Below are 24,612 nucleotides of genomic sequence, written 5' to 3' on the forward strand. Positions count from 1 at the left end.
CAGCATCGCTATTTTACTTACGCCGCGCACCTTTAATTTCACGGCTCAAAATAACTTATATTTCGTGTTGTGATAATTACCCTGTAAGTCATTATACATTTCCATTAATCATTAAGCCTCAGTAAACCTTCCCGCCACTATTTCGAATGCCGAAGCTGTTACAGCACCTGTCAGCCGCGAAGTTTCCATTTTTTGAGCGACAGCCATTTTCATTCGAAACTTTACCTGCGCTACATACTTTCTCGCTCCACGCTATCTATCCTGCCTACCGGATGATAGATACAATTTATTATTAAAATGCTAAAAATTCGTTATAATTTCTTTAAATAGTTACGCACTAATCCTTTTAACTCATTGTTATGAAATATAATTAAAGGCAAGAGCCGTAACTCGACCGCATGGATTTCTATCCCTACGTGTCATTGCTTTTGCTTATTACCCAGCCGTTGCGCGACCAAACACGTCAGGAGTATGTATGAACACGAAAAGACGCTCAGTTCCCGGTATCAGACACTATGATGGTCCTGCCGGCGGCTGGGGCGCGTTGAAGGCGACGGCCATTGCGGTACGTACTCAAATGGATACCTTTGAAGCCCCCGCTACGCTGCTGCGCACCAACCAGCCTGACGGTTTTGACTGCCCCGGCTGCGCGTGGCCCGATAAAGAGCACAAATCGACATTCCAGTTCTGCGAGAACGGCGCGAAAGCGGTGACCTGGGAAGCCACCAGCAAACGCGTGATCCCCGCATTTCTGGCGGAAAACAGCGTCTCCTCGCTGCTGGCTAAATCGGACTTTGAGCTGGAAGGTTACGGTCGTCTGACGCATCCCCTGCGCTACGACCGGGCAAGCGATACCTTCCGGCCCGTCGACTGGGACGAAGCGTTTCAACGCATCGGGGAAATATTGCGCGGGCTCGAACCGGACCAGGTCGAGTTCTATACCTCCGGGCGCGCCTCCAACGAAGCGGCATATCTGTTCCAGCTGTTCGCCCGCGAGTACGGCACCAATAATTTCCCGGACTGCTCGAATATGTGTCACGAGGCCACCAGCGTCGGCCTGCCGCGCTCCATCGGAATTGGGAAAGGCACCGTCTCGCTGGACGATTTCGACAAGACCGAGCTGGTGATCTCCATCGGCCATAACCCCGGCACCAACCATCCGCGAATGATGGGTACCCTCCACGAGCTGGCTCGCCGCAACGTGCCGATTATCGTCTTTAACCCGCTGCGCGAGCGCGCCCTCGAACGTTTTGCGGACCCGCAAAGCGTGATTGAAATGGCAACCTATAGCTCTACGGATATTGCCTCCACCTATTTCCAGGTGAAGGCCGGGGGCGATGCCGCCGCGCTGAAGGGCATTGCCAAACATCTTCTGGAAATGGAGGCCGAACGCGGTGGCGTGCTGGATCGCGCGTTTATTGCCGAACACACCCAGGGCATTGAGGACTTTGCCGCCGATATCGCGCAGACCCGCTGGGATGATATCGAGCGCGAGTCCGGGCTCAGCCAGGCGGCGCTTAAAAAGGTGGCCGAGGCCTATGCGAAATCAAACGCCACCATCATTACTTACGGAATGGGGATTACCCAGCACAATAAAGGCACGGCGAACGTCCGCCTGATTGCTGACCTGCTGCTTTTGCGCGGGAATATCGGCAAGCCCGGGGCGGGGATCTGCCCCCTGCGCGGCCACTCTAACGTTCAGGGGAACCGGACCGTCGGGATTAGCGAGAAGCCTGCCCCGGCCTTCCTGAACCGCCTGAAAGAGGTGTTTGGCTTTGAGCCTCCTTCCCGTCACGGACACGATGCGGTTCAGGCGACGCAGGCCATGATCGACGGTCGCGCAAAAGCGCTCATTTGCCTCGGCGGTAACTTTGCGGTTGCGATGCCCGATCACGAGAACGGTTTCCCGGCGATGGGGTCCCTGGATCTGAGCGTGCACGTCGGGACCAAGCTGAACCGTACCCATCTGCTGGTGGGCAAAGAGACCTTTATTTTCCCGTGCCTCGGCCGCACGGAGCTGGATATGCAGGCCACCGGCCGCCAGTCCATCACCGTCGAAGACTCCATGTCGATGGTGCATGCCTCTTCCGGCAAGCTGAAACCCGCCTCGCCGCTGCTACGTTCGGAACCTGCCATCGTCGCTGGTCTGGCGAAGGCGACCCTGCCGGAGACACGCGTGGACTGGCTGACGCTGGTCGAGGATTACGACCGCATCCGCGAACTGATCGAGCAGACCATTCCTGGCTTTGAGAACTACAATGCGCGGATCCGCGTTCCCGGCGGCTTCCGCATGCCGCTGCCGCCCACGCAGCGCATCTGGCCGACCGCGACGGGCAAAGCGATGTTCTCGGTATTCGACGGCGTAAAGGAAAACGCCAGCGGTGAAGGCGAGCATGTGCTGCGCCTGATCACGCTGCGCAGCCACGATCAGTACAACACCACCATTTACGCCCTGGACGATCGCTACCGCGGGGTCTTTGGCCGCCGCGACGTGCTGTTTATGAACGAAGAGGATATGGCGCAGTCAGGGCTGGAACACGGCGACCGCGTGGATATCGAAACCGCCCTCCCCGGCAGCGCTCAGCGTCTGGAGGATATTACGGTGGTGGCGTACAACATCGCCCCGGGCTCCGTCGGCGCGTATTACCCGGAGGCCAACGTGCTGGTGCCGCTCGATTATCTCGATAAGGACAGCGGTACGCCGTCGTATAAATCGGTTCCGGTACGCATTACCCTGCGCTCGAAAGAGATCCGCATGCTGTAAGGCTTCACGCGCAGAGAAGAGTGATGGACATAAAACAGTTAAAATATTTACTCGCGCTCGACGAGACCCGCCACTTTGGTAAAGCGGCCTCGCGGTGCAACATCACCCAGCCGACCCTCTCCATGCGCATCCGCAGCCTGGAAGAGGAGCTGGGGCTGGTGCTGATCGTGCGCGGTCAGCGCTTTGAAGGGTTTACGCCGGAGGGCGAGCGTATTCTGGCGTGGGCGCGCGCGCTTCTTGCCGCGCACGACGGATTGCAGGCGGAAGCCGCGCTGTGCAAAGGCCAGGTGGTGGGGGAATTACGTCTGGGGATGGTGCCGCTGGCGAGCGTGGATCCGATGATCTTCATCCGCCATCTGACGCAAAAATATCCGGAGCTGACATACAGCCTCTATTCTATGTCTTCGGCGCAGATTGCCGACGGCGTCAGTCGCAACCAGCTTGAGCTGGGAATTTGCTACCTGAACAGCATCGATACCAGCCTGTATGACATTATCCAGCTTCCCAAAACGAAGATGGGCCTGCTTCACGACACCCGCCATTTCCAGCCCGGCCGGGAAGCGCTGACCTGGCACGACCTGACGGATTTTCCGCTGGGGTTCCTGACCAAAGGGATGCATTACCGGGCGCATATGGAGGCCAGCTTTAACGCTGCCGGCATCGAACCGACGTCCGTTTTTGAGAGCGACTCCACGTACCAGATCATTCAGGCGGTTCAGAGCGGCGTATGCTGCGCCGTGATGCCGCTGAACAACGGGCTTGAAGAACTGAACGGCACTTTCAGGATCGTTCCCATCGCCGATGCGAACATCGAGGCTCCCGTCGGCCTGATTATGCGCAGGCAGAAACCCGTCTCTTCGCTGGCGCTGCGCTGTTTTACCGACGCGCAGGCGATTTATCACGCGAGCAACGAGGCGTAGGCCTGGCGCGTCACCGCGCTAAAACCGCCGATCAGCGCCGCGGCGCAGACCTCCCGGTATTCCGGTGAACTGACCAGCGCGTGGAGCGCATCGCGAATGACGCTGAGCATTTCGGGGGGCGTGCGTCGCGACGTGATTAACGGCAGCCCAGGCGTCAGCGGCGTTCTATCGAACGCCGCCAGACCCGCTAGCCGTTCCGGCTCATGACGCGCCAGCAGCGCCCAGGTCACGCAGTCGATGGCGGCGATATCGCTCTTCCCGCGCTGCAGGTCAATCAGCGACTGACGGTGGCTGCCGCTGAAGGACGTTTGTGAGAAAAATGGCCCGTCAACAATCAGCGGAGCCACCTTTTTTCGCAGCGCGTTATAGCCGGACTGCGAGTCTACCGAATTACAGACCGCCCGACGTCCGCGAAAATCCGCCAGCGTGAGATGCCTATCTTCCGCGCGCGCTACCAGAAAACTGCGGTACTGGCTCCCCTCGCAGCCCGGTGCCGTGTAGTGAAAACAGCCCACCACCTGTACCTCCGGGAGCTGCGTCACCAGCGGGTAGCCGCACGTCTGGCTGAGGATAAGCGCAGGCTGCTGCCAGTGGGTCAGCAGGTCTGACTCCGGCCAGCCGGGAGCACCATCGACGGGCACGCCGCGCGCGGCCAGCAGACGCTGCACCGCCAGCCAGAGCGCGCGGGTATCGGCGCGATCCACGGCGTACATGGGCAACGCCAGCAGGTTACTCATGCCTCTCCTCCTGTTGTTTTCCGGGATGGACGGTGACCTCCACTGGCCGGGTCCAGAACTGGCGTAGCCATTCACCGTAGCCCCGGACCACAAAGCCGTGATTACGCTGCCGGTACGCCTCCCGGTTTTGCCGGTAGATCGTCGGCAACCCGTACCAGGGAACGCCCGGTAAATCGTGGTGAATAGAATGGTAGTTGAGATTCAAAAACAGCACCCGCCAGACTAGCCCGGCCTCGTTAATGACCGAGCGCGCGAGCGGATCGTCCGCCGCCCGATGCTCGTAAAACGAGCGGACTTTGGTCAGCGCCAGCGCCGGATAGCTTACCGCCAGCACAAACCAGACGGGTGAAAAGCCGTGATGCGCCATCCACGCGAAAAGTGCCGCCAGCAGCAGAGCGTGAACCAGCCACATCGCCATCGCCCGCAGGTGAAAACCACGAAACGCCGCCACGGCGCCGCCCAGCGCCTGAAGGATATCCAGCAGCGGTGCCAGCACCAGCCGCCCGACAAAGGTATTTCGGGCCCGGATCGCACGCTTCTGCCACGGGGAAAAGCGCGCCCAGCTCGCCTCGGTAAAATAGTACGACTCCGGGTCATCCGCCGGAAAGGTCAGGCTATCGTGACGGTGATGGGCCAGATGGGAATCCCGGTACAGGCCATACGGATACCAGACCGCCAGCGGGAGCGTGCCAAACAGCTGGTTAAGCCGGGCAAAACGGGTGGGGTGCCCGTGGATCAGCTCGTGCTGCAGGGACATATACCAGGCGGTAAACCAGATAAGCAGCAGCGTGGCGGGCAGCAGGCCGAGCGTTTGCCAGAACGTTAGCGTGGTAAACCAGCCGGTATAAATGGTAACGATCAGCAGCCACGTGGGGAGTTCGCTTCGCCACAGCATCCCGGATGCAAGACGGTGGATGTGATTGCGCTGCTGCGGATGTAAATAGAGGGAGCTTCGTTTACGCATTCCTTCAGACGCCGTTTCGCCAGAGACAATGCTCTGACGATCGGGGATAACGCCTGAAATGACAAAGAACTTAAATCGCTTTGCTTTGCCGGGATCGGGGCTCTTGACTTATTTTGCAATAAAGGTACTTTTCAGGACATGAAGAAGATCCTGATTATTGTTCCCGACGGCGGCATGCTGTTTGAAGCCGCCGGTATCGCCGATATTCTGATGCAGGCCAACCGGCTGCATCCGGAAGGGCTTACCCGGCCGCGCTACCGTATCATCATCGCCACCACGCAGCCCCACCAGGTGATCCACGGCCAGTCCGGCCTGAACCTGCTGGCGGACTATCGCCTGCCGGAGCTGGATCCGCGCGAACCGCTGGACACTATTATCATCACCGGACGCGGGATGAACGAGCAGGAGAGCACGGCGGTGGTGGACTGGCTGCACCTCGCTGCGCCGCACGCCCGGCGGATCGCCTCGATTTGCGGCGGCGCGATGCTGCTTGCCCAGACCGGCTTGCTGAACGGCCGCCGCGCGACCACCCACTGGCGGCTGCTGGAGACAATGCAGGCCCAGTATCCGGCTATCCGCGTCGAAGGCGGCCCGCTGTATATTCAGGATGGCCCCATCTGGACCTCCGGCGGCGTAAGTTCCGGGTTCGATCTGACCCTGGCGCTGGTGGAAGACGACTACGGATTTACCCTCGCCCGCGACGTGGCGCAGGATATGGTGATGTATCTGCGCCGCCCCGGCGGACAGCTGCAGTTCAGCCGCTATAGCCTGCAGCAGGCTGGCGCATCGGGGCCCATCAGCGAGCTGCAAACCTGGATCCTTCAGAACCTCACCGCCGACCTGTGCGTGGAAAATCTGGCCGAAAAGGCGGCGATGAGCCCGCGCAATTTCACCCGGGTGTTTACCCGCGACGCGGGCGTCTCGCCTGCCCGCTACGTGACCGAAGCGCGTCTGGCCGCCGCCCGACAGCTCCTTGAGCAAACCCACGATCCCCTTGAGCGCGTTGCCGAGCAAAGCGGGTTTGGCACCAGCATCAACCTGCGCCGCGTATTTGAGAAACAGCTCCACCTCACTCCAGGCGAGTACCGCCAGCGCTTCCACTGCCGCAATCTGGCGTAATCTGATCCTTTTTTGTCGTTTACGCCAACAGGCCCGACGCCTACAGTGACTCCAGACAACAGAGATAAGGAGTGCACCATGGTTAAGATCGGTATTAACGGTTTCGGCCGTATCGGACGTAATTTCCTGCGCGCGGCGCTGGGTAACCCGGATCTTCAGATTGTGGCCATTAACGATCTGACGGACAGTAAAACCCTCGCCCACCTGCTGAAATATGATTCCCTTCTGGGCAAACTGCCTGCGCCCGTTGAAGCGGCTGACGGCGCGCTGCAGGTGGACGGTCAGCGCATCGTGGTATTTAGCGAACGGGATCCGGCAAATATCCCGTGGCGCGATGTCGGCGTTGACGTGGTGATTGAGGCCACAGGCTTCTTTACCGATCGGGAAAAAGCGGCGGTGCACGTCACGCACGGTGGCGCCAGGCGCGTCATCATCTCGGCGCCCGGCAAGAATGACGATCTGACGGTTGTGATGGGGGTGAACCACGACCGGTACGACCCGGCTCAGCACGTGGTCGTCAGTAACGGGAGCTGCACCACGAACGGCCTGGCGCCGGCGGCTCAGGTGCTGCATCAGCAGTTCGGGATCGAGCATGGTCTGATGAACACGACGCACGCCTACACCAACAGCCAGGCGCTGCACGACCAGCCGGAGAAAGATCTGCGCGGCGCGCGCGCGGCGGCGCTGTCGATTGTGCCGTACTCCAGCGGCGCGGCGAAAGCGCTGGGCAAGGTGATCCCCTCCCTGGACGGCAAGCTGACCGGGTACTCCCTGCGCGTGCCGGTGCCGGTGGTGTCGATTGTGGATTTGACGGTAACGCTCAGCCGTAGCGTGACCGCCGAAGAGGTGAATGAGGCGTTCCGCAACGCGGCCGCCAGCGGGCCGCTGAAAGGGATCCTGGGCTATAGCGATGAACCGCTGGTCTCCAGCGACTACCAGGGCGACCCGCGATCCTCCATTATCGACGGGCTTTCCACGCTGGTGATTGGCGGAAACATGGTGAAGATCCTGGCGTGGTATGACAACGAGTGGGGCTTCTCTAACCGCCTGGTGGATTTGGCGGTGCTGATGGATAAGAAAGGGCTGTAAGTCTGATGCCGGGTGGCGCAAGCGCTCACCCGGCATACATTACTCCGCTTTGACCTTCACGCCCATCAACACAATCACCATGGCCGTCACCAGCAGGAACCCGCTGCCGGCAAACACGCCGCTGGCACCGTTAAGATCAAATACCGCCCCGCCCCCTGCCGCACCGGCGCTTATCGCCAGCTGGATTGAGGCCACCAGCAGCCCCCCTGCACTTTCGGCTTCATCCGGAACGGTGGTGGCAAGCCAGGTTGACCAGCCCACCGGAACCAGACCAAACGCAAAGCCCCACAGCGCCACCAGGAACCCGTCCAGCATCGCCAGATGGCCAAACGCCACCATCGTCAGCGCCAGTATGCCCATGGCGAACGGCACCAGCGCCAGCGTCAGGCGCAGATTACGTGCCAGAAGATGTCCGGCAACGGAAGTACCGACAAAGTTCGCCAGCCCAAAGCCCAGCAGGATCAGTGAAATAGTTTCAACATTGGCCTGCCCCACCGTTTCCAGGAACGGGCGCAGGTAGGTAAAAAAGGCGAAATGGCCGCTGAAGATCAGAATAGTTGCCAGCATGCCGCCGATCATGCCCGGTCGACGCAGCACGCGGAACAACGTGCTGAGGCTACCGCTGCTCTCGGGCTTCATGGACGGCAGCACCCAGATCTGCCACAGCAGCGCCAGTACGCTCGGCAGAATGCAGAGCACAAAGACGTTGCGCCAGCCGATCAGGCTGCCCAGATAGCTCCCCAGCGGGGCGGCAACCACGGTGGCAATCGACACGCTGGAGAAGATCACCGCCAGCGCTTTCGGCACTTTATCCGCCGGAACCAGGCGCATCGTGGTGGCCGTTGACATCGCCCAGAAGCCACCAATGGCGACCCCTAACAGCAGGCGCCCCATCAGCAGGACGTGCAGCGTGGGCGCAAAGGCCACCAGCAGGCTGGAGATGATTTGCAGCACGGAGAAAAACATCAGTACCCAGCGGCGGTCAATACTTTTGGTCGCCGGGGTGATCAGCAGCCCGGTGACCAGCGCCACCAGCGCGGTAGCGGTGACGGCCTGCCCGGCCATGCCCTCGCTGACGCCCAGGCTCGCGGCCATCGGCGTCAGCAAACTGGCTGGCAGGAACTCTGCCGTTATCAAACCAAACACGCCCAGCCCCAGTGAATAGACGGCCCGCCATGCCGGTCTGGCAGGCGCGACGGCTTCTCTCGCCACGACACATGAATTCATCTGTTGTTCTCCCGTTATAAAAATGTGACAACTGTCGCAAAAGCATAGAGGGTTCACCGTGGACGATCTATGACATATAATCTCCACTTATTGATTATTCGTCCGGAGTTGCGCCATGACCGTACAGTCCCCCGATTTGATCAGCGAGCTTTTACGCGGCATGCGCCTGTCGGGCGTGAAATACCGACGGATTGAAGCCAGCACGCCGTTTGGCGTGGCGTTCCACCAGGCGCCCGGCAAGGCGCAGTTCCATTTTGTGAGCCACGGAAACGCCCTGCTCCGAATGGACAGCGGCGCAACGTTTGAACTGAGCAGCGGCGACGCGCTGTTTATTCCTGGCGGCAATTCCCATGCCCTGCTCTCTGACGCGCAGGCAGCCATTACTCCGGTGAACGCCTTTCCCAGCGAGCCTATCTGCGGCTCGGTCTGTGCGATTACCTGCGAGCCCTGTCTGGAGAGCGAGAACACCATCATCTTTAGCGGGTGTATGGATTTCGAGCTCGGCGGGATGCAGCCGCTGATCAAAGCAATGCCGGAGGTGATGATGGTCAGCCGACTGATGTCCACCTGGCCGGAAATCCATCCGCTGCTGGCGGCGATGGAGCGCGAGTCGATGACGCGACAGGTTGGGTTTGCCGGGATCCTGGCCCGGCTGGCTGACGTGGTGGCGGCGCTGATCGTCCGCGGCTGGGTTGAGGCTGGCTGCGGGAAAGCCACCGGCTGGGTGCAGGTCTTACGCGACCCGCGGCTGAGCAGGGCCATTTACGCCATGCACCAGCAGCCTGGCCTGAACTGGAGCGTGGCGGATCTGGCGAAAGAAGCGGGCACCTCACGCTCCGTGTTTGCCGAACGGTTTCTGGCCGCGACGGGGACGACCCCGGCAAAATATCTCAGCGAACTCAGAATGCGGCTGGCGATTCAGTACATTCGCCACGAAAATCAGCCAATTGAAACGGTCGCACTTAGGCTGGGCTATGGATCGCTGGCGGCGTTTAGCCGGGCCTTTAAGCGCATCATTGGGCATGCGCCGGGCACGCTGCGGGAAGCCGGTCAGACCCCGGAAGAGGTCTGACCAGCAGGCGGGCATCAGAAATAGTATTTAAAGCGCACGCGGCCACCGTAGCGATCGTCGTTTTTCTTATCGCCCTCTTTCGGGGAAGCGTTGACCCAGGACGCATACGCGCCGAGATAGATGTTGAAGTTTTTCATCTTCATGACGTTCGGGATCAGGTACGACGTATGGATGGTATGAATGTCGTACTCGCCCGGGTCGGTGATCCAGCAGTCGTTTTCGCACTCTGCGTCAAAGGTCGAGGTATTAAATTCGTCGATTTCGTTATGGGCGTAGATATAACCCAGCTCAAAATTGCGCCAGAGGGCATTGATGCCTGAGGTAAAGTCGGTTTCGCCCGTCGCGTCCAGGTAAGCCGTGTTCAGGTTCATGACCACGCCGTCCTGCGGATCGGTTTTGAGCCCGTCCCAGGTCATGGTAAACCCGTAGCCGGTCCGGTCGGACTGATCGACCCAGCGCCCTGCGTCGTCACGGTAGCCGTAAGCGTTGTTCACCAGGTTGGTCTCCATGGCGACCGCGGTGGAGAACGGCCCGTTCTGCCACGAGATGACCGGGCGCGCGTAGGCCACATTTTTATCATTCTCAAGTTCTGCGCCGTGATAACGCTGGTCGACGTACAAATCGCTGCCGTCTTTAAACAGGGTATTCAGCTCAAAATACCAGTTATCCAGCGTTTTGCTCATCAGGAAGTTACCCCCGCTGTCGGTTCGCCCGCGCCCCTCTTTCAGCATGTAGATATAGCCGTAGCCGTCGCTGTAGAGATCGTCTGCGGTATTTCCTGAGTATTCCACAAAGGTATCCTGATTGAGCGGGAACATATCGTACGCTTCGAAACGTCCGACTTTAATTTCCCAGTCGTTCTCGGAACCGAAGAAGAATACCGCATCATCGAGATACATTTTCCCGACGAGATCGCCGAGGGGCTGAACGGAAAATCCGGCAAAATTGCCGTTGTCCATTTTACGATAACCGTCAAAACCTAATAAAATACGCCCGTTAATATCCCAGCGTTCTTTATCTCCCGGTGCCCAGTCGCTATTAGCGCTTTGCTTAACGGACGTTAAGCTGCCTGTTTTACTGGCGGCATCCATATTAAATTCAACGTCACCATAAAATTTAATATCACCAAACCCTGAAAGCGTCAGCTTTGGCGGTTCGGCTTTGTTCACCGGCTCTTCCGACTGCACTACAACGGCGGGTGCTGCCTGCGCGGCGGCCGCCTGCTGCTGTTTAAGCGCCTGAATTTGCGCTTCCAGTTGCGCCAGTTTTTCTTCCACGTTCGTCGAGGGTTGTGCTGCAAAAAGCGCGCCGGAATAGAAAGCACTTATCAATATTACCGCTTTTTTTAATTTCATAGAATCCATCCTGATTATAAAAGTGAATACGCAAATATTGAGCATCGCCATTTCGACTAAATAGCCTTGTGGGTTCTATTATGTTTTTTGATAAGTGAATTATGAATTTTAACTTGTGTGATCGCCGCGGAGAAAACGTCTCACGATGAACAGAAGAAACACCCTTTACTTCACACTCTTATTCCATTAATCACATCAATGTTTTAATGCGAAATATATATGATTATTTAAAGATATAATTGTTCCAATTCCATTTGCCCAACAAATCCGTCCGGACAGGGCGTGCGAAGCGGTAAATTGTCTGGTTCTGCGCAAAATGGGATATTCAACACGCGAAGCGGGCGATATTCGTCTAAGGTTTTCAGGTGATTGATAACAGCGGTCACGCTGCTCAGGAATACAGGAGACGAACCGATGATAAGACCTCGTACTTTACGCCCTGCTCTTTTGCACCTCGCGCTGGGAGGCGCGCTGCTCGGTGTGGCAACAATGGGTTATGCTGAAGAAAAGCCAGCCTACCAGAAAAATTCACCCGATATTTTGCTTGGCCCTCTGTTTAACGACGTGCAGAGTGCCAAACTGTTTCCCGATCAAAAAACCTTTGCTGATGCCGTTCCCAAAAGCGACCCGCTGATGATTCTGGCAGATTATCGGATGCAGCACACCCAGACCAGCTTTGACCTGCGCCACTTTGTGGAGATGAACTTCACGCTGCCTGCGGAAGGTGAAAAATATGTGCCGCCTGCGGGACAAAGCTTACGTGAACACATTGACGACCTTTGGCCTGTGCTGACGCGCACCACGGATAAAGCCAGCAACAAGTGGGATTCCCTGCTGCCGTTACCGAAACCTTACGTGGTGCCCGGCGGGCGCTTCCGCGAGATCTACTACTGGGACAGCTATTTCACCATGCTGGGCTTAGCCGAAAGCGGCCACTGGGACAAAATCAGCGATATGGTGGATAACTTCGCCTGGGAAATTGATACCTTCGGCCATATCCCCAACGGCAACCGCAGCTACTACCTGAGCCGCTCCCAGCCGCCGTTCTTCTCCTTGATGGTGGAACTGCTGGCGACGCATGATAAAGACGCGCTGAAAAAATACCGTCCACAAATGGAAAAAGAGTACACCTACTGGATGGAGGGTGTAGAAAACCTTCAGCCTGGGCAGGCTAACCAGCGCGTGGTGAAGCTGGATGACGGTTCGGTACTCAACCGCTACTGGGACGATCGCGATACCCCGCGCCCGGAGTCCTGGCTTGACGATATCACCACGGCGAAGAGCAACCCTAACCGGCCTGCGACGGAAATCTACCGCGATCTGCGCTCCGCAGCGGCCTCGGGCTGGGACTTTAGCTCCCGCTGGATGGACGACCCGCAAAAGCTCGGCACTATCCGCACCACCAGCATTGTGCCCGTCGATCTGAACGCCCTGATGTTTAAAATGGAAAAACTGCTCGCGCGAGCGGGCCAGGAGGCCGGCGACAGCGCGGCGGCGAGTAAATACGAGGCATTAGCAACCGCGCGTCAAAAAGCCATTGAGCGCCACCTGTGGAACGATAAAGAGGGCTGGTACGCCGATTACGATCTCAAGAGCAAGAAGGTGCGCAACCAGCTCACGGCCGCCGCGCTCTTCCCGCTCTACGTGAAGGCAGCGGCGCAGGATCGGGCCGATAAAGTGGCTGCGGCCACCTCCGCGCGCCTGTTGAAGCCTGGCGGGATCGCCACCACCACCATCAACAGCGGCCAGCAGTGGGATGCGCCAAACGGCTGGGCGCCGCTGCAGTGGGTGGCCACGGAAGGGTTGCAGAACTACGGGCAGAACAAGGTGGCGATGGACGTAACCTGGCGCTTCCTGAAGAACGTCCAGCACACTTACGACCGCGAGAAGAAGCTGGTGGAGAAGTATGATGTCTCTTCTACCGGTACCGGCGGTGGCGGCGGTGAATATCCGCTGCAGGATGGTTTCGGCTGGAGTAACGGCGTGACGTTGAAAATGCTGGATCTGGTTTGTCCTAAGGAGAAACCGTGCGACAGCGTGCCGGAAAATCAGCCTGCGGCGAACGATGAGGCTGCGCCAGCGAAAAGCGCAGCACAGTAAGGGGTAACCCTCTCCCCAATGGGGAGAGGGTTAGATCCTCAGAAGCTATAACTCGCCCCTAGCTGATACGTCCTGTCGCGCCCAATCCAGCAGTTGGTCGCGTCGTAGCAGGTCAGCGTCTCTTTGTTGGTGATGTTCTGCATACTCGCCTTAAGCGTTAACCCCGCCAGCGAAGGCAGAATTTCGCCCATCCGGTACGAGGCCGCCAGATCGTACTGCGTGGTGCCCCCCAGCTTACCCGCATCGTTAGACGGTGAAATCTCCATCGGGCCGGTGTAGCGCGCCCCTGCCCCCAGCATCAGCCCCTTCAGCGGCGTGCTCTCGAAGGTGTAGTCTCCCCACAGGTTAAACGCATTCTCCGGCACCTGGGTTGGACGCTTGCCCTGGTACTTATCATCTTCGGTATTGATTGCGTGGGTGTAGGCATAGTTGGCAATCAGCGTCAGGTTGTCCGTCGGACGGCTGATGGCGGAGAGCTCCGCGCCTTTGGATTCCACTTCACCGGTCTGGCGATAGTTCAGGAAGCCCGGGTCGGAGGTGACGACGTTTTTCTGCCGGATGTTAAACACCGAGGCGGTAAACGTAGTGGCATACTCGGCCAGCAGATATTTTACCCCGCCTTCTACCTGCTTGCTGGTGGTCGGCTTGACGTCTTTCGCCGTGAGCGTTCCCTGCGGCGACACCGGTGCAAAACCTTCTGAATAGCTGATAAACGGCGAAATACCGTTTTCGAAGGCATAAAGCGCCCCCAGGCGTTTGGTCACGCGATCCTGCGATACCCAGGCCTTATCGCCGTTTTGCAGGTAATCGGTGGTCACGGATCGGTAATCGTCGTATCGCAGGCTGCCCAGCAGATTTAAGCCGCCAAATTCCACCCGATCCTGCAGGTAGTACCCGTTCTGCTGATAGCTGAGGCGGTTTTTCTGGGCGGTATAGAGCCCCAGCGCGCTTTCGTGGATTTGCGAATAGTCCGGATTACGCATATCCATGCCCGGCGTGGTCGACGCGTAACGGTAGTGGAAATGGGAGTTTAGCTTCTGATAGTCAAACCCGGCCAGCAGATGGTGTTTCCAGCCGCCCAGCGCAACGGTTTTGGTCACCTGGTTGTCGATGTTGAAGCTCTTAAGATCTTCATCGGTGGTATAGGCAAAGCGGTTAAGCTGATAAACCTCACTTCCCGTTCCCGTCGCGTAGACGCTGTTCTGGTGGGTATCGACGTCGAAATAGCGCGCTTTCTGGCTAAAGCCCCAGCCGCTGTCGAACTCGTGTTCGAAGCTGTAGCCCAGCATCCACTGGCGCTGCTTAAACCCGCTCCACTCATCTCCGGCGTAATCCCGGCGATCGGCATATTTCGAACGCAGATAAGCGAGCGGCAGCGGGTTAGACGGCGTCAGGCTCGGGGAGTTTTGCGCCAGCGCATCCAGGGTGAGGCGGGTTTTGCTGTCGGGTTGCCAGGTAACGGACGGGGCGACCAGGTAATTTTCATAGCGGCTGGTGTGCGGCTGATCGTCATTCTCCGTCGCCTTGCCCAGCAGACGGTAACTCCAGTCGCTGTCGGCAATTTGTCCGGCCGAATCGAGGTAGCCTTCTTTCAGATTACGGTTCCCGGTGTTAAAACCGACCTCGGTTCGGGCTTCCCGCTGCGGCTTTTTACTTTGAATATTTACCAGCCCGCCCGGCGAACCGCCGCCGTAAAGCACCGATGAAGGCCCTTTCAGGATATCGACGCTCTCTATTAACAGCGGATCGATGCGCGCCTTGGTGTTGCCGGTGACGTTATAGGGCAGCTGCAGCCCGTTGTAGAACTCCTGGTCAACGGTAAAGCCACGAATTTTGTATTCGCTCATATAGGAGGTGTTACCCCGCACCTCGGTTGAGACGCCCGGGGCATAGCGCAGGATTTCATTCACGGAGTTCGCGTGACGCTTTTCAATTTCCGGCGCAGAGAGCGTGTTGATAACCTGCGGCGTTTTACTTTCGGCAACGGCCGATTTTGTGGCGCTGTTGGTCCAGGCCGGCAGCGCGCTGTCCTGCTCTGAGCCCGTGACGACGATGGTGGATTCTTCGGCGAAAGCCTGGACCTGCAGTGCCAGCGTGACGGCACCCGCCAGGGCGCATAACCTAAAACGTGAGGAGTTCATAATGTCGTCTTGTTGTTAAATGCAATACGGAACGACAATTATTATCATTTAGATTAGCAAATCAATATGGCGGCAAAAAAAACGGCCCTCCGCAGAGAGCCGTTCTGTCACTTTATGCTCGTCGCAGTAATCTGAATATGCCCAGCACGACAATGGCCCCCACGACAGCAATCAGGAAACTGTGCATGTCGAAACCACTGATGTCACCACCAAAACCAAACATCGTCGCCAGCCAGCCACCTACAACCGCACCAACGACCCCGAGTACGCAGGTCAAAATAAAGCCGCCGCCATCGTTTCCCGGCATGATCAGTTTTGCGATAGCGCCAGCAATAAGGCCAAAAATAATCCAGGCGATGATACCCATAGCAATGCCCTCTTGCAGATTAAACGCATGTGCAGATAACCTTCTGCAAAGCTAACTTAAGTATAGGTCATCACCGGAAAACCAGTTTCGTCTCACCGACTTATCCTGCGGGCAACGGTAAAAAAAACTCACCGGTTTGTATTAAGTTTGAGGGTGGATTGCCGATAACGCTAAGACAGTCTGTCATTAATCAAGGAGCCATCCGGCGTGAGTCATTACAGTGAGCAGTTCCTCAAGCAAAATCCGCTGGCTGTATTAGGGGTATTACGCGACCTGCAAAAAGGCGAAGTGCCGCTGCGCATCAGCTGGTCGAATAATCAGTTCATCAGCAAAATCCTTGACGTCTCGCAGGAGCGGCTGGTTATTGACCTGGGCAGCCAGGAGTATGAAAACCGCGCGGCGCTGAAAGCAGAGAATATCGTGGTCATGGCCGAAACCCACGGTGCCAAAGTGGAGTTTGTCCTCCCGCGACTGGAGCTGAGCGAATACCAGGGACTTCCGGCTTTTGTTACCCCCCTTCCCACCAACCTCTGGTTTGTTCAGCGTCGTGAATATTTTCGCATCAGCGCCCCGCTTCATCCTGCCTATTTTTGTAAGGCCAAAATGCCGGACAAAAAAGAGATCCGCTTCCGTCTCTTTGACCTGTCACTGGGCGGAATGGGCGCGCTGATGGATACCCCGAAGCCGGAGGGCCTGGTCGAAGGCATGCGGTTCACGCAAATTGAGCTGGACATGGCGGGCTGGGGACGTTTTTATTTCGATGCACAGCTGATCGCCATCAGCGAGCGCACGGTGGTGGACAGCAAAAATGAAACGATTACCTCGCCGCGGCTGAGCTTTCGTTTCCTGAACGTCGGGCCAGGCGCGGAGCGCGAGCTGCAGCGCATTATCTATTCGCTGGAGCGGGAAGCACGGGAACGTGCGAATAAGGTACTTTGAGAGAAGTCGGGCAGCGAGCGCCGCCCGTTTGCGGCATTACATGGCATCCATCGCTTTCTGTACTTTCCAGATATAGCGAGGCGCCTGCGGTGCCGGATGATTTTTCGCCACATGCTCGACGAACTCATCTTTGTCCATGTCATTAATCTCCTCAATCGCCTCTTTGCGATCAGAGGAGAAGGTTCTGAGCAGCGCCCCTGCGCCGTTCACGTACGAGACCACCAGCGCGTATTGCATCACTTCCGGGTCCTCGATGCCCTTAAGCACGCCATGTTCCAGAATGCTCAGGTAAGCGGTACCCATAGAAATGTTGCGTTCCGGGTTCTTCAGCTCGCTGGTCGACGGCTGACCGCTCCAGCCCATATAGCGGTAGACCTCTCTCCCCGCCGTTGACGCTTTCAGCTGCATCAGCCCCACCGCGTTGGATTTGCTGACAAGCGTGGGATTGCCGCCGGACTCCACCGCAATAATGGCGGTGATCAGACGCGGGCTGACGCCCCAGGCCTTTCCGGCTTGTTCACTGATCGGCATCCACTGCATGGCCCGTTTCACCGGCACTTCCGGGTTCCAGGGCGGGTTTTGATAATCATGTTTTGAACTACAGCCAGCCAGCAACACAATCAAAAAAGCAAACCATCTCAATTTCACGTCATCTATCCTTATAGCCGGTCATCGCGGTGCGCCGCCCTTGAAGCAGGCAGCGTATACGCGGCATGATATAGACAATTAGTTTCTCATTCAGCAAGGAATTGCCATGTCTCAGTTTCATCTCATCGCGCCGTCGGGCTACTGTATTAACCAGGACGCGGCGCAGCGGGGCGTTCAGCGCTTACTGGATTCCGGCCATCAGGTAGAAAATCAGACAATTATCCCCCGCCGCCAGCAGCGTTTTGCCGGAACGGAAGCGCAGAGGCTGAATGATATCAATAGCCTGGTAAACCTGAAGGGCGAAAACCGAATAGTCCTTGCGGTGCGCGGCGGCTACGGTGCGAGCAGGCTGCTGGAGAGCATTGACTGGCAGGGCCTGGCGCAGCGCCAGCAGCAGGATCCGCTGCTGATATGCGGCCACAGCGATTTCACCGCCATCCAGCTTGGTCTGCTGGCGCTGCATAACGTCATCACGTTTAGCGGCCCGATGCTGGCCGGCAACTTCGGCGCGCCGGAACTGGACGCGTTCACCGTGGAGCATTTCTGGCGCGCGCTGCGCAACCCCACCTACAGCGTGGAATGGCAGGGGAATGGGCCGCACTGGGAATGTGAGGGCCAGCTGTGGGGCGGTAACCTGGCGATGCTGGTCTCGCTCATCGGCACGCCGTGGATGCCGCAAATCGAGGACGGCATTCTGGTGCTGGAAGATATTAACGAACATCCCTTCCGCGTCGAGCGCATGCTATTGCAGCTTTATCATGCCGGTATTCTCGATCGCCAGTCCGCAATTGTGCTCGGCAGCTTTAGCGGCTCTGCCCCGAACGACTATGACTCGGGTTACACCCTGGAAACGATGGTCGATTTTATCCGCTCGCGGCTGGATATTCCGGTTATCACCGGTCTGGATTTTGGTCATGAACAGCAGACCGTTACCCTTGCGCTGGGCGCGCAGGCGACACTGACACACGATGTTTCAGGCAGTCGGTTAACGATCGGCGGTCATCCGGTCATAAAAGCATAAAAAACCCCCTTAATAAAACGCTGTTACCGTTGTTAATATGTTAGGGTTTTAGTAACAGCGTTAACATTGAGGTGGGAGTAAGAGAACATTGGATGCCGCAGCGATAATCAGCCTTTTCATTTTGGGTTCTGTGCTTGTAACCAGCAGTATTTTATTAAGTTCATTTTCATCGCGTCTCGGCATACCCATTCTTGTTATTTTCCTTGCCATCGGCATGCTGGCTGGCGTGGACGGCATCGGCGGTATCCCCTTCGATAACTATCCCTTCGCCTATATGGTGAGTAACCTCGCGCTGGCGGTGATCCTGCTCGACGGAGGGATGCGCACTCAGGCGAGCTCCTTCCGCGTGGCCTTGGGGCCAGCGCTGTCGCTGGCGACCGTCGGCGTGTTGATCACCTCCGGCCTCACCGGGATGATGGCCGCCTGGCTTTTCAATCTCGATCTGATGGAAGGCCTGCTGATTGGCGCAATCGTTGGCTCTACCGATGCGGCGGCGGTCTTTTCCCTGCTTGGCGGTAAAGGGCTTAACGAACGCGTTGGCTCAACGCTTGAGATTGAATCCGGCAGTAACGATCCGATGGCGGTATTCCTGACCATCACGCTGATAGAGATGATCCAGCAGCACGAGACGGGCCTGAGCTGGATGTTTGCCCTACATATTCTGCAGCAGTTCGGGCTGGGGATTGTCATCGGCCTGGCGGGGGGATACCTGCTACAGCAGACGATCAACCGCATTTCTCTGCCCTCGGGGCTTTACCCTCTGCTGGCGCTGAGCGGCGGGATCCTGATTTTTGCCGTCACCACCGCGCTGGATGGCAGCGGTATTCTCGCCGTCTACCTCTGCGGGTTCCTGATGGGCAACCGCCCTATTCGCAACCGCCATGCCATTTTGCAAAACTTCGACGGCCTGGCGTGGCTGGCGCAAATCGGCATGTTCCTGGTGCTGGGCCTGCTGGTGACGCCGTCGGACCTGCTGCCGATCGCCGTTCCGGCGCTGCTGCTGTCGGCGTGGATGATCTTCTTCGCCCGTCCGCTCTCCGTGTTTGCAGGCCTGCTGCCGTTTCGCGGCTTTAACCTGCGCGAGCGCGTCTTTATCAGCTGGGTCGGCCTGCGCGGCGCTGTGCCGATTATCCTTGCGGTGTTCCCGATGATGGCCGGTCTGGACAACGCGCGGCTGTTCTTCAACGTGGCGTTCTTCGTGGTGCTGATTTCCCTGCTGTTCCAGGGCACGTCGCTCGGGTGGGCGGCGAAAAAGGCCAAAGTGGTGGTGCCGCCCGTGGGCTGGCCGGTCTCCCGCGTGGGGCTGGATATTCACCCGGAAAACCCGTGGGAGCAGTTCGTCTATCAGCTGAGCGCCGACAAATGGTGCGTGGGAGCCTCGCTGCGCGATTTGCACATGCCGGCCGAAACGCGCATTGCCGCCCTGTTTCGCGATAATGTCCTGCTGCACCCTACCGGCAGCACCCGCCTGCGCGAAGGGGATATTCTGTGCGTGATTGGCCGCGAGCGCGACCTGCCCGCGCTGGGCAAGCTGTTCAGCCAGTCGCCTCCCGTGGCGCTGGATCAGCGTTTCTTCGGCGATTTTATTCTGGAAGCCAGCGCCAAATTTGCGGATGTGGCGCTCATTTATGGCCTGGATGAAGGTGCTGAAGACGGCGATAACCCGCAAACGCTGGGCGAAATCATTCAGCAGCGGCTTGGCGCCGCGCCGGTTGTGGGTGACCAGGTGGAGTTTGCCGGGATGATCTGGACGGTTGCCGAAAAAGAAGATAACGCGGTGCGGAAGGTCGGTTTGAGGCCGATGGAAGAGGACGCGGAGTAGTTTTTTTTGCCGGGTGGCGGCTTCGCGTCACCCGGCAAAGGTACAAGTTACACTGTCACAACCGGCACTCTCAGCGCCAGCGCGCACATCAGTTCATACCCTACCGTTCCCGCCGCGGCCGCCACGTCATCAATTTTGATTTCGTTGCCCCACAGCTCGACCGGTGAACCAATGCCCGCCTGCGGGCATGGCGTCAGGTCAACCGCCAGCATATCCATTGAGACGGTGCCAACCGTGCCCGTGCGCACCCCATCCACCCAGACCGGCGTGCCGGTCGGCGCGATGCGCGGATAGCCGTCAGCATAACCGCCCGCGACGATGCCGATACGCTGCTCGCCCTTCGCCCGGTAGCGGCTGCCGTAGCCCACCGTATCGCCCATCTTCAGCGTCTGCACGCCGATGATCTCGCTGCGCAGGGTCATGACCGGCTTCAGGCCGCTGTTGGCAATATCCTGCCACTGGCCTGAGGGTGATGCACCGTACAGAACAATCCCCGGACGTACCCAGTTATAGTGGGCTTCAGGATGCCAAAGCGTCGCCGCCGAGTTCGACAGGGAGCGCGGACAATCGAGCCCTTCAGCCGCCTGCTCAATGCGGACCATGGCATCAGCAATACCGTCCGGTTTTTCCGCATCGGCAAAGTGCGCCATCAGCGTCATTTCGCCGACGTTTTTCAGGGCGCGCAGCTGCTGCCAGACCGTATGGACCCGCTCGGGCTGGAAGCCCAGGCGGTTCATGCCGCTGTTCACCTTGAGATAAATATCCAGCGGAGCGTGGAGCTTCGCATCCTGAATGGCTTTAATCTGCCAGTTGCTGTGCACGCTGGTGGTCAACCGGTACTTATCCAGCAGCGGAAGATCGTCCGCGTGGAAGAACCCCTCCAGCAGCAGAATAGGCCCTTTCCAGCCGCGCTCGCGCAGCAGGATGGCCTCTTCGAGATTCAGTAACGCAAAACCGTCGGTCGCGCCGAGCGCGCTCCATATGCGGTCAATACCGTGGCCGTAGGCGTTTGCCTTGACGACTGACCAGACGCGCGAACCAGGTGCTGCCCGGCGAACAATTTGCAGGTTTTCCTTCAGGGCCTGCAGATCCAGCTGAGCCAGAACAGGACGGGACATGACAGCTCCTTAGTTATGCGCGCCGTGCAGGTGCTGAGGGCGCGATGGCGTAAATCCTGATTGATAGCGCGCAGCGCTTAAATCGTCAAACGGAATTGCCGGCGTGCGCCCGGAAATCAGGTCGCTCAGCAGCTGGCCCGATCCGCAGGCCATCGTCCAGCCGAGCGTGCCGTGTCCCGTATTGGTCCACAGGTTTTTGAACGGCGTGCGTCCGACAATCGGCGTGCCGTCCGGGGTCATCGGACGAAGGCCGGTCCAGAACGTCGCCTGCTCAACAAAACCGCCGCGCGGGAAGAGATCGCCCACCACCATCTCCAGCGTTTCACGACGCGGCTGCAGCAGTTCGGTGTTGAAGCCGACAATCTCCGCCATGCCGCCGACGCGAATACGATTATCAAAGCGGGTGATGGCGATTTTGTAGGTTTCATCCAGAATGGTCGACACCGGCGCCCCGCTCTCCTCTTTCACCGGGATGGTGAGCGAGTAGCCCTTGAGCGGGTAGACCGGAATATCGAGGATGCCTTTCAGCATGGCAGTGGAGTAGGAACCAAACGCCATCACGTAGGCATCGGCTTTGATCACCTCGTCGCCGCACTTCACGCCGTAAATTTTTTCGCCTTCAGACAGCAGCTTGTCGACAGAGGTATTAAAGCGGAATTTCACCCCCGCCTGCTCGCACATCTGCGCCAGACGCTGGGTAAAGAGCTGACAGTCGCCGGTTTCGTCATTCGGCAGACGCAGGCCGCCGGTCAGCTTGTGGGCCACTTCGGCCAGCGCGGGTTCAACCTGGCCCAGCTGGCTGGCCTCAAGCAGCTGATAAGGTACGCCGGCATCTTCCAGCACGGCGATATCGCGGGTGGCGTTTTCATACTGTTGCTCGGTGCGGAACAGCTGCAGCGTGCCGCCCTGACGGCCTTCGTACTCGATCCCCGTCGATGCGCGCAGGGCTTTGAGGCAGTCACGGCTGTATTCCGCCAGACGCACCATGCGCCCTTTGTTTTCCATGTAGTGGCGGGTGTCGCAGTTGCGCAGCATCTGCCACATCCACTTCAGCTGGAACTGCGTGCCGTCAAGGCTGATGGCCAGCGGCGCGTGGCGCTGGAACATCCATTTGATCGCCTTCAGCGGCACGCCGGGCGCCGCCCATGGGGCCGCATAGCCGGGAGAGATTTGACCGGCGTTTGCCGCACTGGTTTCAAGCGCCGGGCCGGATTCACGATCGATAACGGTAACCTCATGTCCCGCCTGACTTAAATACCAGGCGCTGGTTACGCCAACGACACCACTTCCCAGTATGACAACACGCATAGCCACTCCATAATGAGCAAAAGAACAATCATCTAATTACAGATTGATAACCTAGTTGAAAATATTATTCAACATACGACTTTTTTATGGTGACTTGCCTCACACATCCCCCAGCATCAGGGGAAAGGTGTAATTTGGGATCTCCTGCTGAGCTTTATTTTTAACCAGCATAAAATTCTGAAGAGTGCGCTTTTTTTGCCGTATCAAAAACGGGAAATCGCAAAGAAAAAATTTCTGCGCCAGCACGCTTTTTAACACGTTGATCTATGCTTGAAAGGAGGCTCTCCAGACAGAGAGAGCACCCACAACGAGGGCGCGCTAATGGCTACTATTGATTCCCTGAACAAGGACAACACACGTCTGAGCGATGGACCCGACTGGACCTTCGAGCTGCTGGATGTCTACCTCGCCGAAATCGACCGGGTGGCAAAACTGTATCGCCTGGATACCTATCCCCATCAGATTGAGGTGATTACCTCCGAACAGATGATGGACGCTTACTCCAGCGTCGGGATGCCGATCAACTATCCGCACTGGTCGTTTGGTAAAAAATTCATTGAAACGGAGCGGCTGTACAAGCACGGCCAGCAGGGGCTGGCGTATGAGATCGTCATTAACTCCAACCCGTGTATCGCCTATCTGATGGAAGAGAACACCATTACCATGCAGGCGCTGGTGATGGCGCACGCCTGCTACGGGCATAACTCCTTCTTTAAAAATAACTATCTGTTCCGCAGCTGGACGGACGCCAGCTCCATCGTTGATTACCTGATCTTCGCGCGAAAATACATTACCGACTGCGAAGAGCGCTACGGCGTGGACGAGGTGGAGAAGCTGCTCGACTCCTGCCACGCGCTGATGAACTACGGCGTGGACCGCTATAAACGCCCGCAGAAAATCTCTCTGCAGGAGGAGAAAGCCCGGCAGAAAAGCCGCGAGGAGTATCTGCAGAGCCAGGTGAACATGCTGTGGCGCACCCTGCCGAAGCGCGAGGAGGAAAAAACGATCGCCGAAGCGCGTCGCTATCCGTCCGAGCCGCAGGAAAACCTGCTCTATTTTATGGAGAAGAACGCCCCGCTGCTGGAGCCGTGGCAGCGCGAGATTTTGCGCATCGTGCGTAAGGTGAGCCAGTATTTCTATCCGCAGAAACAGACCCAGGTGATGAACGAAGGCTGGGCGACCTTCTGGCACTACACCATCCTCAACCATCTGTATGACGAGGGGAAAGTCACTGAGCGGTTCATGATGGAATTCCTCCACAGCCATACTAACGTGGTGTTCCAGCCGCCCTACAACAGCCCGTGGTACAGCGGGATTAACCCGTATGCGCTGGGGTTTGCGATGTTCCAGGATATTAAGCGCATCTGCCAGTCGCCAACGGAAGAGGATAAGTACTGGTTCCCGGATATCGCCGGTTCTGACTGGCTGGAAACGCTGCATTTTGCGATGCGCGACTTTAAGGATGAGAGCTTTATCAGCCAGTTCATGTCGCCGAAGATCATGCGTGATTTCCGCTTCTTCACCGTGCTGGACGATGACCGCAACAACTATCTGGAGATCTCCGCGATCCATAACGAGGAGGGATACCGTGAGATCCGCTCCCGCCTCTCCTCCCAGTACAACCTGAGCAACCTTGAACCCAATATTCAGGTGTGGAACGTGGACCTGCGCGGCGACCGTTCCCTGACGCTGCGCTATATCCCGCACAACCGCGCGCCGCTGGATAAAGGGCGTAAAGAGGTGCTGAAGCACGTGCACCGCCTGTGGGGCTTTGACGTGCAGCTGGAGCAGCAGAATGAGGACGGCAGCGTGGAGCTGCTGGATCGGTGCCCGGCGCGGCTGAATACGCTCTAGGCCCGGTAAGCGAAGCACCACCCGACGAAAAAAAACCTCTCACTTGA

Annotated in this window: 19 protein-coding genes; 10 read left to right on the forward strand and 9 right to left on the reverse strand. The window is 58.0% G+C overall.

Going from position 1 to position 24,612, the window contains the following annotated elements; translation table 11 throughout:
* Positions 1 to 475 precede the first annotated feature (475 nt).
* Positions 476 to 2,764 carry an FdhF/YdeP family oxidoreductase gene (locus USG84_RS07070; protein WP_320738218.1) on the forward strand — a complete coding sequence of 763 codons (2,289 nt, stop codon included), beginning with the start codon at positions 476 to 478 and terminating at the stop codon, positions 2,762 to 2,764.
* 23 nt (positions 2,765 to 2,787) lie between these two features.
* On the forward strand, positions 2,788 to 3,684 hold the full coding sequence (locus USG84_RS07075) for a LysR family transcriptional regulator (RefSeq protein WP_151412517.1): 897 nt from the start codon (positions 2,788 to 2,790) through the stop codon (positions 3,682 to 3,684).
* On the opposite strand, the gene USG84_RS07080 is transcribed toward USG84_RS07075, so the two are convergent.
* On the reverse strand, positions 3,663 to 4,421 hold the full coding sequence (locus USG84_RS07080) for a phosphate/phosphite/phosphonate ABC transporter substrate-binding protein (RefSeq protein WP_151412499.1): 759 nt from the start codon (positions 4,419 to 4,421) through the stop codon (positions 3,663 to 3,665). The genes USG84_RS07075 and USG84_RS07080 overlap by 22 nt on opposite strands.
* Positions 4,414 to 5,385, reverse strand: a complete 972-nt coding sequence (locus USG84_RS07085) for a fatty acid desaturase (RefSeq protein ID WP_151412498.1) — start codon at positions 5,383 to 5,385, stop codon at positions 4,414 to 4,416. The genes USG84_RS07080 and USG84_RS07085 overlap by 8 nt, the downstream gene beginning before the upstream one ends.
* 138 nt (positions 5,386 to 5,523) lie before the next feature.
* On the opposite strand from USG84_RS07085, the gene USG84_RS07090 reads away from it, so the two are divergent.
* Positions 5,524 to 6,504, forward strand: a complete 981-nt coding sequence (locus USG84_RS07090; protein ID WP_253542402.1) for a GlxA family transcriptional regulator — start codon at positions 5,524 to 5,526, stop codon at positions 6,502 to 6,504.
* Positions 6,505 to 6,582: 78 nt separating this feature from the next.
* Complete coding sequence (gene gap / locus USG84_RS07095) at positions 6,583 to 7,593, forward strand: type I glyceraldehyde-3-phosphate dehydrogenase (protein WP_253542405.1); 1,011 nt, start codon at positions 6,583 to 6,585, stop codon at positions 7,591 to 7,593.
* 39 nt (positions 7,594 to 7,632) lie between these two features.
* Here gap and USG84_RS07100 read toward each other — a convergent pair whose 3' ends face one another.
* Positions 7,633 to 8,820: an MFS transporter gene (locus tag USG84_RS07100; RefSeq protein WP_061097925.1), complete on the reverse strand. Its 1,188-nt coding sequence runs from the start codon at positions 8,818 to 8,820 to the stop codon at positions 7,633 to 7,635.
* Between the two features lie 115 nt (positions 8,821 to 8,935).
* Between USG84_RS07100 and USG84_RS07105 the strand changes: the two genes are divergently transcribed.
* On the forward strand, positions 8,936 to 9,892 hold the full coding sequence (locus USG84_RS07105) for an AraC family transcriptional regulator (RefSeq protein WP_151412497.1): 957 nt from the start codon (positions 8,936 to 8,938) through the stop codon (positions 9,890 to 9,892).
* A 14-nt stretch (positions 9,893 to 9,906) separates the two neighbouring features.
* Here USG84_RS07105 and USG84_RS07110 read toward each other — a convergent pair whose 3' ends face one another.
* On the reverse strand, positions 9,907 to 11,247 hold the full coding sequence (locus tag USG84_RS07110; RefSeq protein WP_151412496.1) for a carbohydrate porin: 1,341 nt from the start codon (positions 11,245 to 11,247) through the stop codon (positions 9,907 to 9,909).
* Between the two features lie 414 nt (positions 11,248 to 11,661).
* On the opposite strand from USG84_RS07110, the gene USG84_RS07115 reads away from it, so the two are divergent.
* Positions 11,662 to 13,347 (forward strand): alpha,alpha-trehalase, encoded by a 1,686-nt coding sequence (locus USG84_RS07115; RefSeq protein WP_253542410.1) that lies wholly within the window; start codon positions 11,662 to 11,664, stop codon positions 13,345 to 13,347.
* A 38-nt stretch (positions 13,348 to 13,385) separates the two neighbouring features.
* Here USG84_RS07115 and USG84_RS07120 read toward each other — a convergent pair whose 3' ends face one another.
* Both USG84_RS07120 and USG84_RS07125 read right to left on the reverse strand, forming a co-directional pair.
* Positions 13,386 to 15,488, reverse strand: coding sequence for a TonB-dependent siderophore receptor (locus USG84_RS07120; RefSeq protein WP_151412495.1), 2,103 nt, complete (start codon positions 15,486 to 15,488; stop codon positions 13,386 to 13,388).
* A gap of 112 nt (positions 15,489 to 15,600) precedes the next feature.
* Positions 15,601 to 15,855, reverse strand: a complete 255-nt coding sequence (locus USG84_RS07125; protein WP_151412494.1) for a GlsB/YeaQ/YmgE family stress response membrane protein — start codon at positions 15,853 to 15,855, stop codon at positions 15,601 to 15,603.
* A 207-nt stretch (positions 15,856 to 16,062) separates the two neighbouring features.
* Here USG84_RS07125 and ycgR point away from each other — a divergent pair, with 207 nt between their 5' ends.
* On the forward strand, positions 16,063 to 16,794 hold the full coding sequence (ycgR, locus tag USG84_RS07130) for a flagellar brake protein YcgR (RefSeq protein ID WP_151412493.1): 732 nt from the start codon (positions 16,063 to 16,065) through the stop codon (positions 16,792 to 16,794).
* Between the two features lie 36 nt (positions 16,795 to 16,830).
* Here ycgR and emtA read toward each other — a convergent pair whose 3' ends face one another.
* A complete protein-coding gene (gene emtA / locus USG84_RS07135; protein WP_041909508.1) occupies positions 16,831 to 17,442 on the reverse strand; it encodes a membrane-bound lytic murein transglycosylase EmtA in 612 nt (203 codons plus the stop codon).
* A gap of 106 nt (positions 17,443 to 17,548) precedes the next feature.
* Here emtA and ldcA point away from each other — a divergent pair, with 106 nt between their 5' ends.
* Positions 17,549 to 18,463, forward strand: coding sequence for a muramoyltetrapeptide carboxypeptidase (gene ldcA, locus USG84_RS07140; RefSeq protein WP_151412492.1), 915 nt, complete (start codon positions 17,549 to 17,551; stop codon positions 18,461 to 18,463).
* Positions 18,464 to 18,551: 88 nt separating this feature from the next.
* On the forward strand, positions 18,552 to 20,285 hold the full coding sequence (locus USG84_RS07145; RefSeq protein ID WP_061097918.1) for a potassium/proton antiporter: 1,734 nt from the start codon (positions 18,552 to 18,554) through the stop codon (positions 20,283 to 20,285).
* A 47-nt stretch (positions 20,286 to 20,332) separates the two neighbouring features.
* On the opposite strand, the gene dadX is transcribed toward USG84_RS07145, so the two are convergent.
* A complete protein-coding gene (gene dadX / locus USG84_RS07150) occupies positions 20,333 to 21,403 on the reverse strand; it encodes a catabolic alanine racemase DadX (protein WP_253542412.1) in 1,071 nt (356 codons plus the stop codon).
* Between the two features lie 9 nt (positions 21,404 to 21,412).
* Positions 21,413 to 22,711: a D-amino acid dehydrogenase gene (locus USG84_RS07155; RefSeq protein ID WP_151412490.1), complete on the reverse strand. Its 1,299-nt coding sequence runs from the start codon at positions 22,709 to 22,711 to the stop codon at positions 21,413 to 21,415.
* 321 nt (positions 22,712 to 23,032) lie between these two features.
* Between USG84_RS07155 and USG84_RS07160 the strand changes: the two genes are divergently transcribed.
* Positions 23,033 to 24,565: a SpoVR family protein gene (locus USG84_RS07160; protein WP_100170101.1), complete on the forward strand. Its 1,533-nt coding sequence runs from the start codon at positions 23,033 to 23,035 to the stop codon at positions 24,563 to 24,565.
* Positions 24,566 to 24,612: the final 47 nt, after the last annotated feature.

It is taken from the genome of Enterobacter sp. 168J2, assembly GCF_034107265.1.
Lineage (GTDB): Bacteria > Pseudomonadota > Gammaproteobacteria > Enterobacterales > Enterobacteriaceae > Enterobacter > Enterobacter nematophilus.

Bases quoted from the DNA above. Each gene is read 5' to 3' on its own strand.
- USG84_RS07070 (WP_320738218.1), top strand. From the start codon at position 476: ATGAACACGAAAAGACGCTCAGTTCCCGGTATCAGACACTATGATGGT.
- USG84_RS07075 (WP_151412517.1), top strand. From the start codon at position 2,788: ATGGACATAAAACAGTTAAAATATTTACTCGCGCTCGACGAGACCCGC.
- USG84_RS07080 (WP_151412499.1), bottom strand. From the start codon at position 4,421: ATGAGTAACCTGCTGGCGTTGCCCATGTACGCCGTGGATCGCGCCGAT.
- USG84_RS07085 (WP_151412498.1), bottom strand. From the start codon at position 5,385: ATGCGTAAACGAAGCTCCCTCTATTTACATCCGCAGCAGCGCAATCAC.
- USG84_RS07090 (WP_253542402.1), top strand. From the start codon at position 5,524: ATGAAGAAGATCCTGATTATTGTTCCCGACGGCGGCATGCTGTTTGAA.
- gap (WP_253542405.1), top strand. From the start codon at position 6,583: ATGGTTAAGATCGGTATTAACGGTTTCGGCCGTATCGGACGTAATTTC.
- USG84_RS07100 (WP_061097925.1), bottom strand. From the start codon at position 8,820: ATGAATTCATGTGTCGTGGCGAGAGAAGCCGTCGCGCCTGCCAGACCG.
- USG84_RS07105 (WP_151412497.1), top strand. From the start codon at position 8,936: ATGACCGTACAGTCCCCCGATTTGATCAGCGAGCTTTTACGCGGCATG.
- USG84_RS07110 (WP_151412496.1), bottom strand. From the start codon at position 11,247: ATGAAATTAAAAAAAGCGGTAATATTGATAAGTGCTTTCTATTCCGGC.
- USG84_RS07115 (WP_253542410.1), top strand. From the start codon at position 11,662: ATGATAAGACCTCGTACTTTACGCCCTGCTCTTTTGCACCTCGCGCTG.
- USG84_RS07120 (WP_151412495.1), bottom strand. From the start codon at position 15,488: ATGAACTCCTCACGTTTTAGGTTATGCGCCCTGGCGGGTGCCGTCACG.
- USG84_RS07125 (WP_151412494.1), bottom strand. From the start codon at position 15,855: ATGGGTATCATCGCCTGGATTATTTTTGGCCTTATTGCTGGCGCTATC.
- ldcA (WP_151412492.1), top strand. From the start codon at position 17,549: ATGTCTCAGTTTCATCTCATCGCGCCGTCGGGCTACTGTATTAACCAG.
- dadX (WP_253542412.1), bottom strand. From the start codon at position 21,403: ATGTCCCGTCCTGTTCTGGCTCAGCTGGATCTGCAGGCCCTGAAGGAA.
- USG84_RS07155 (WP_151412490.1), bottom strand. From the start codon at position 22,711: ATGCGTGTTGTCATACTGGGAAGTGGTGTCGTTGGCGTAACCAGCGCC.
- USG84_RS07160 (WP_100170101.1), top strand. From the start codon at position 23,033: ATGGCTACTATTGATTCCCTGAACAAGGACAACACACGTCTGAGCGAT.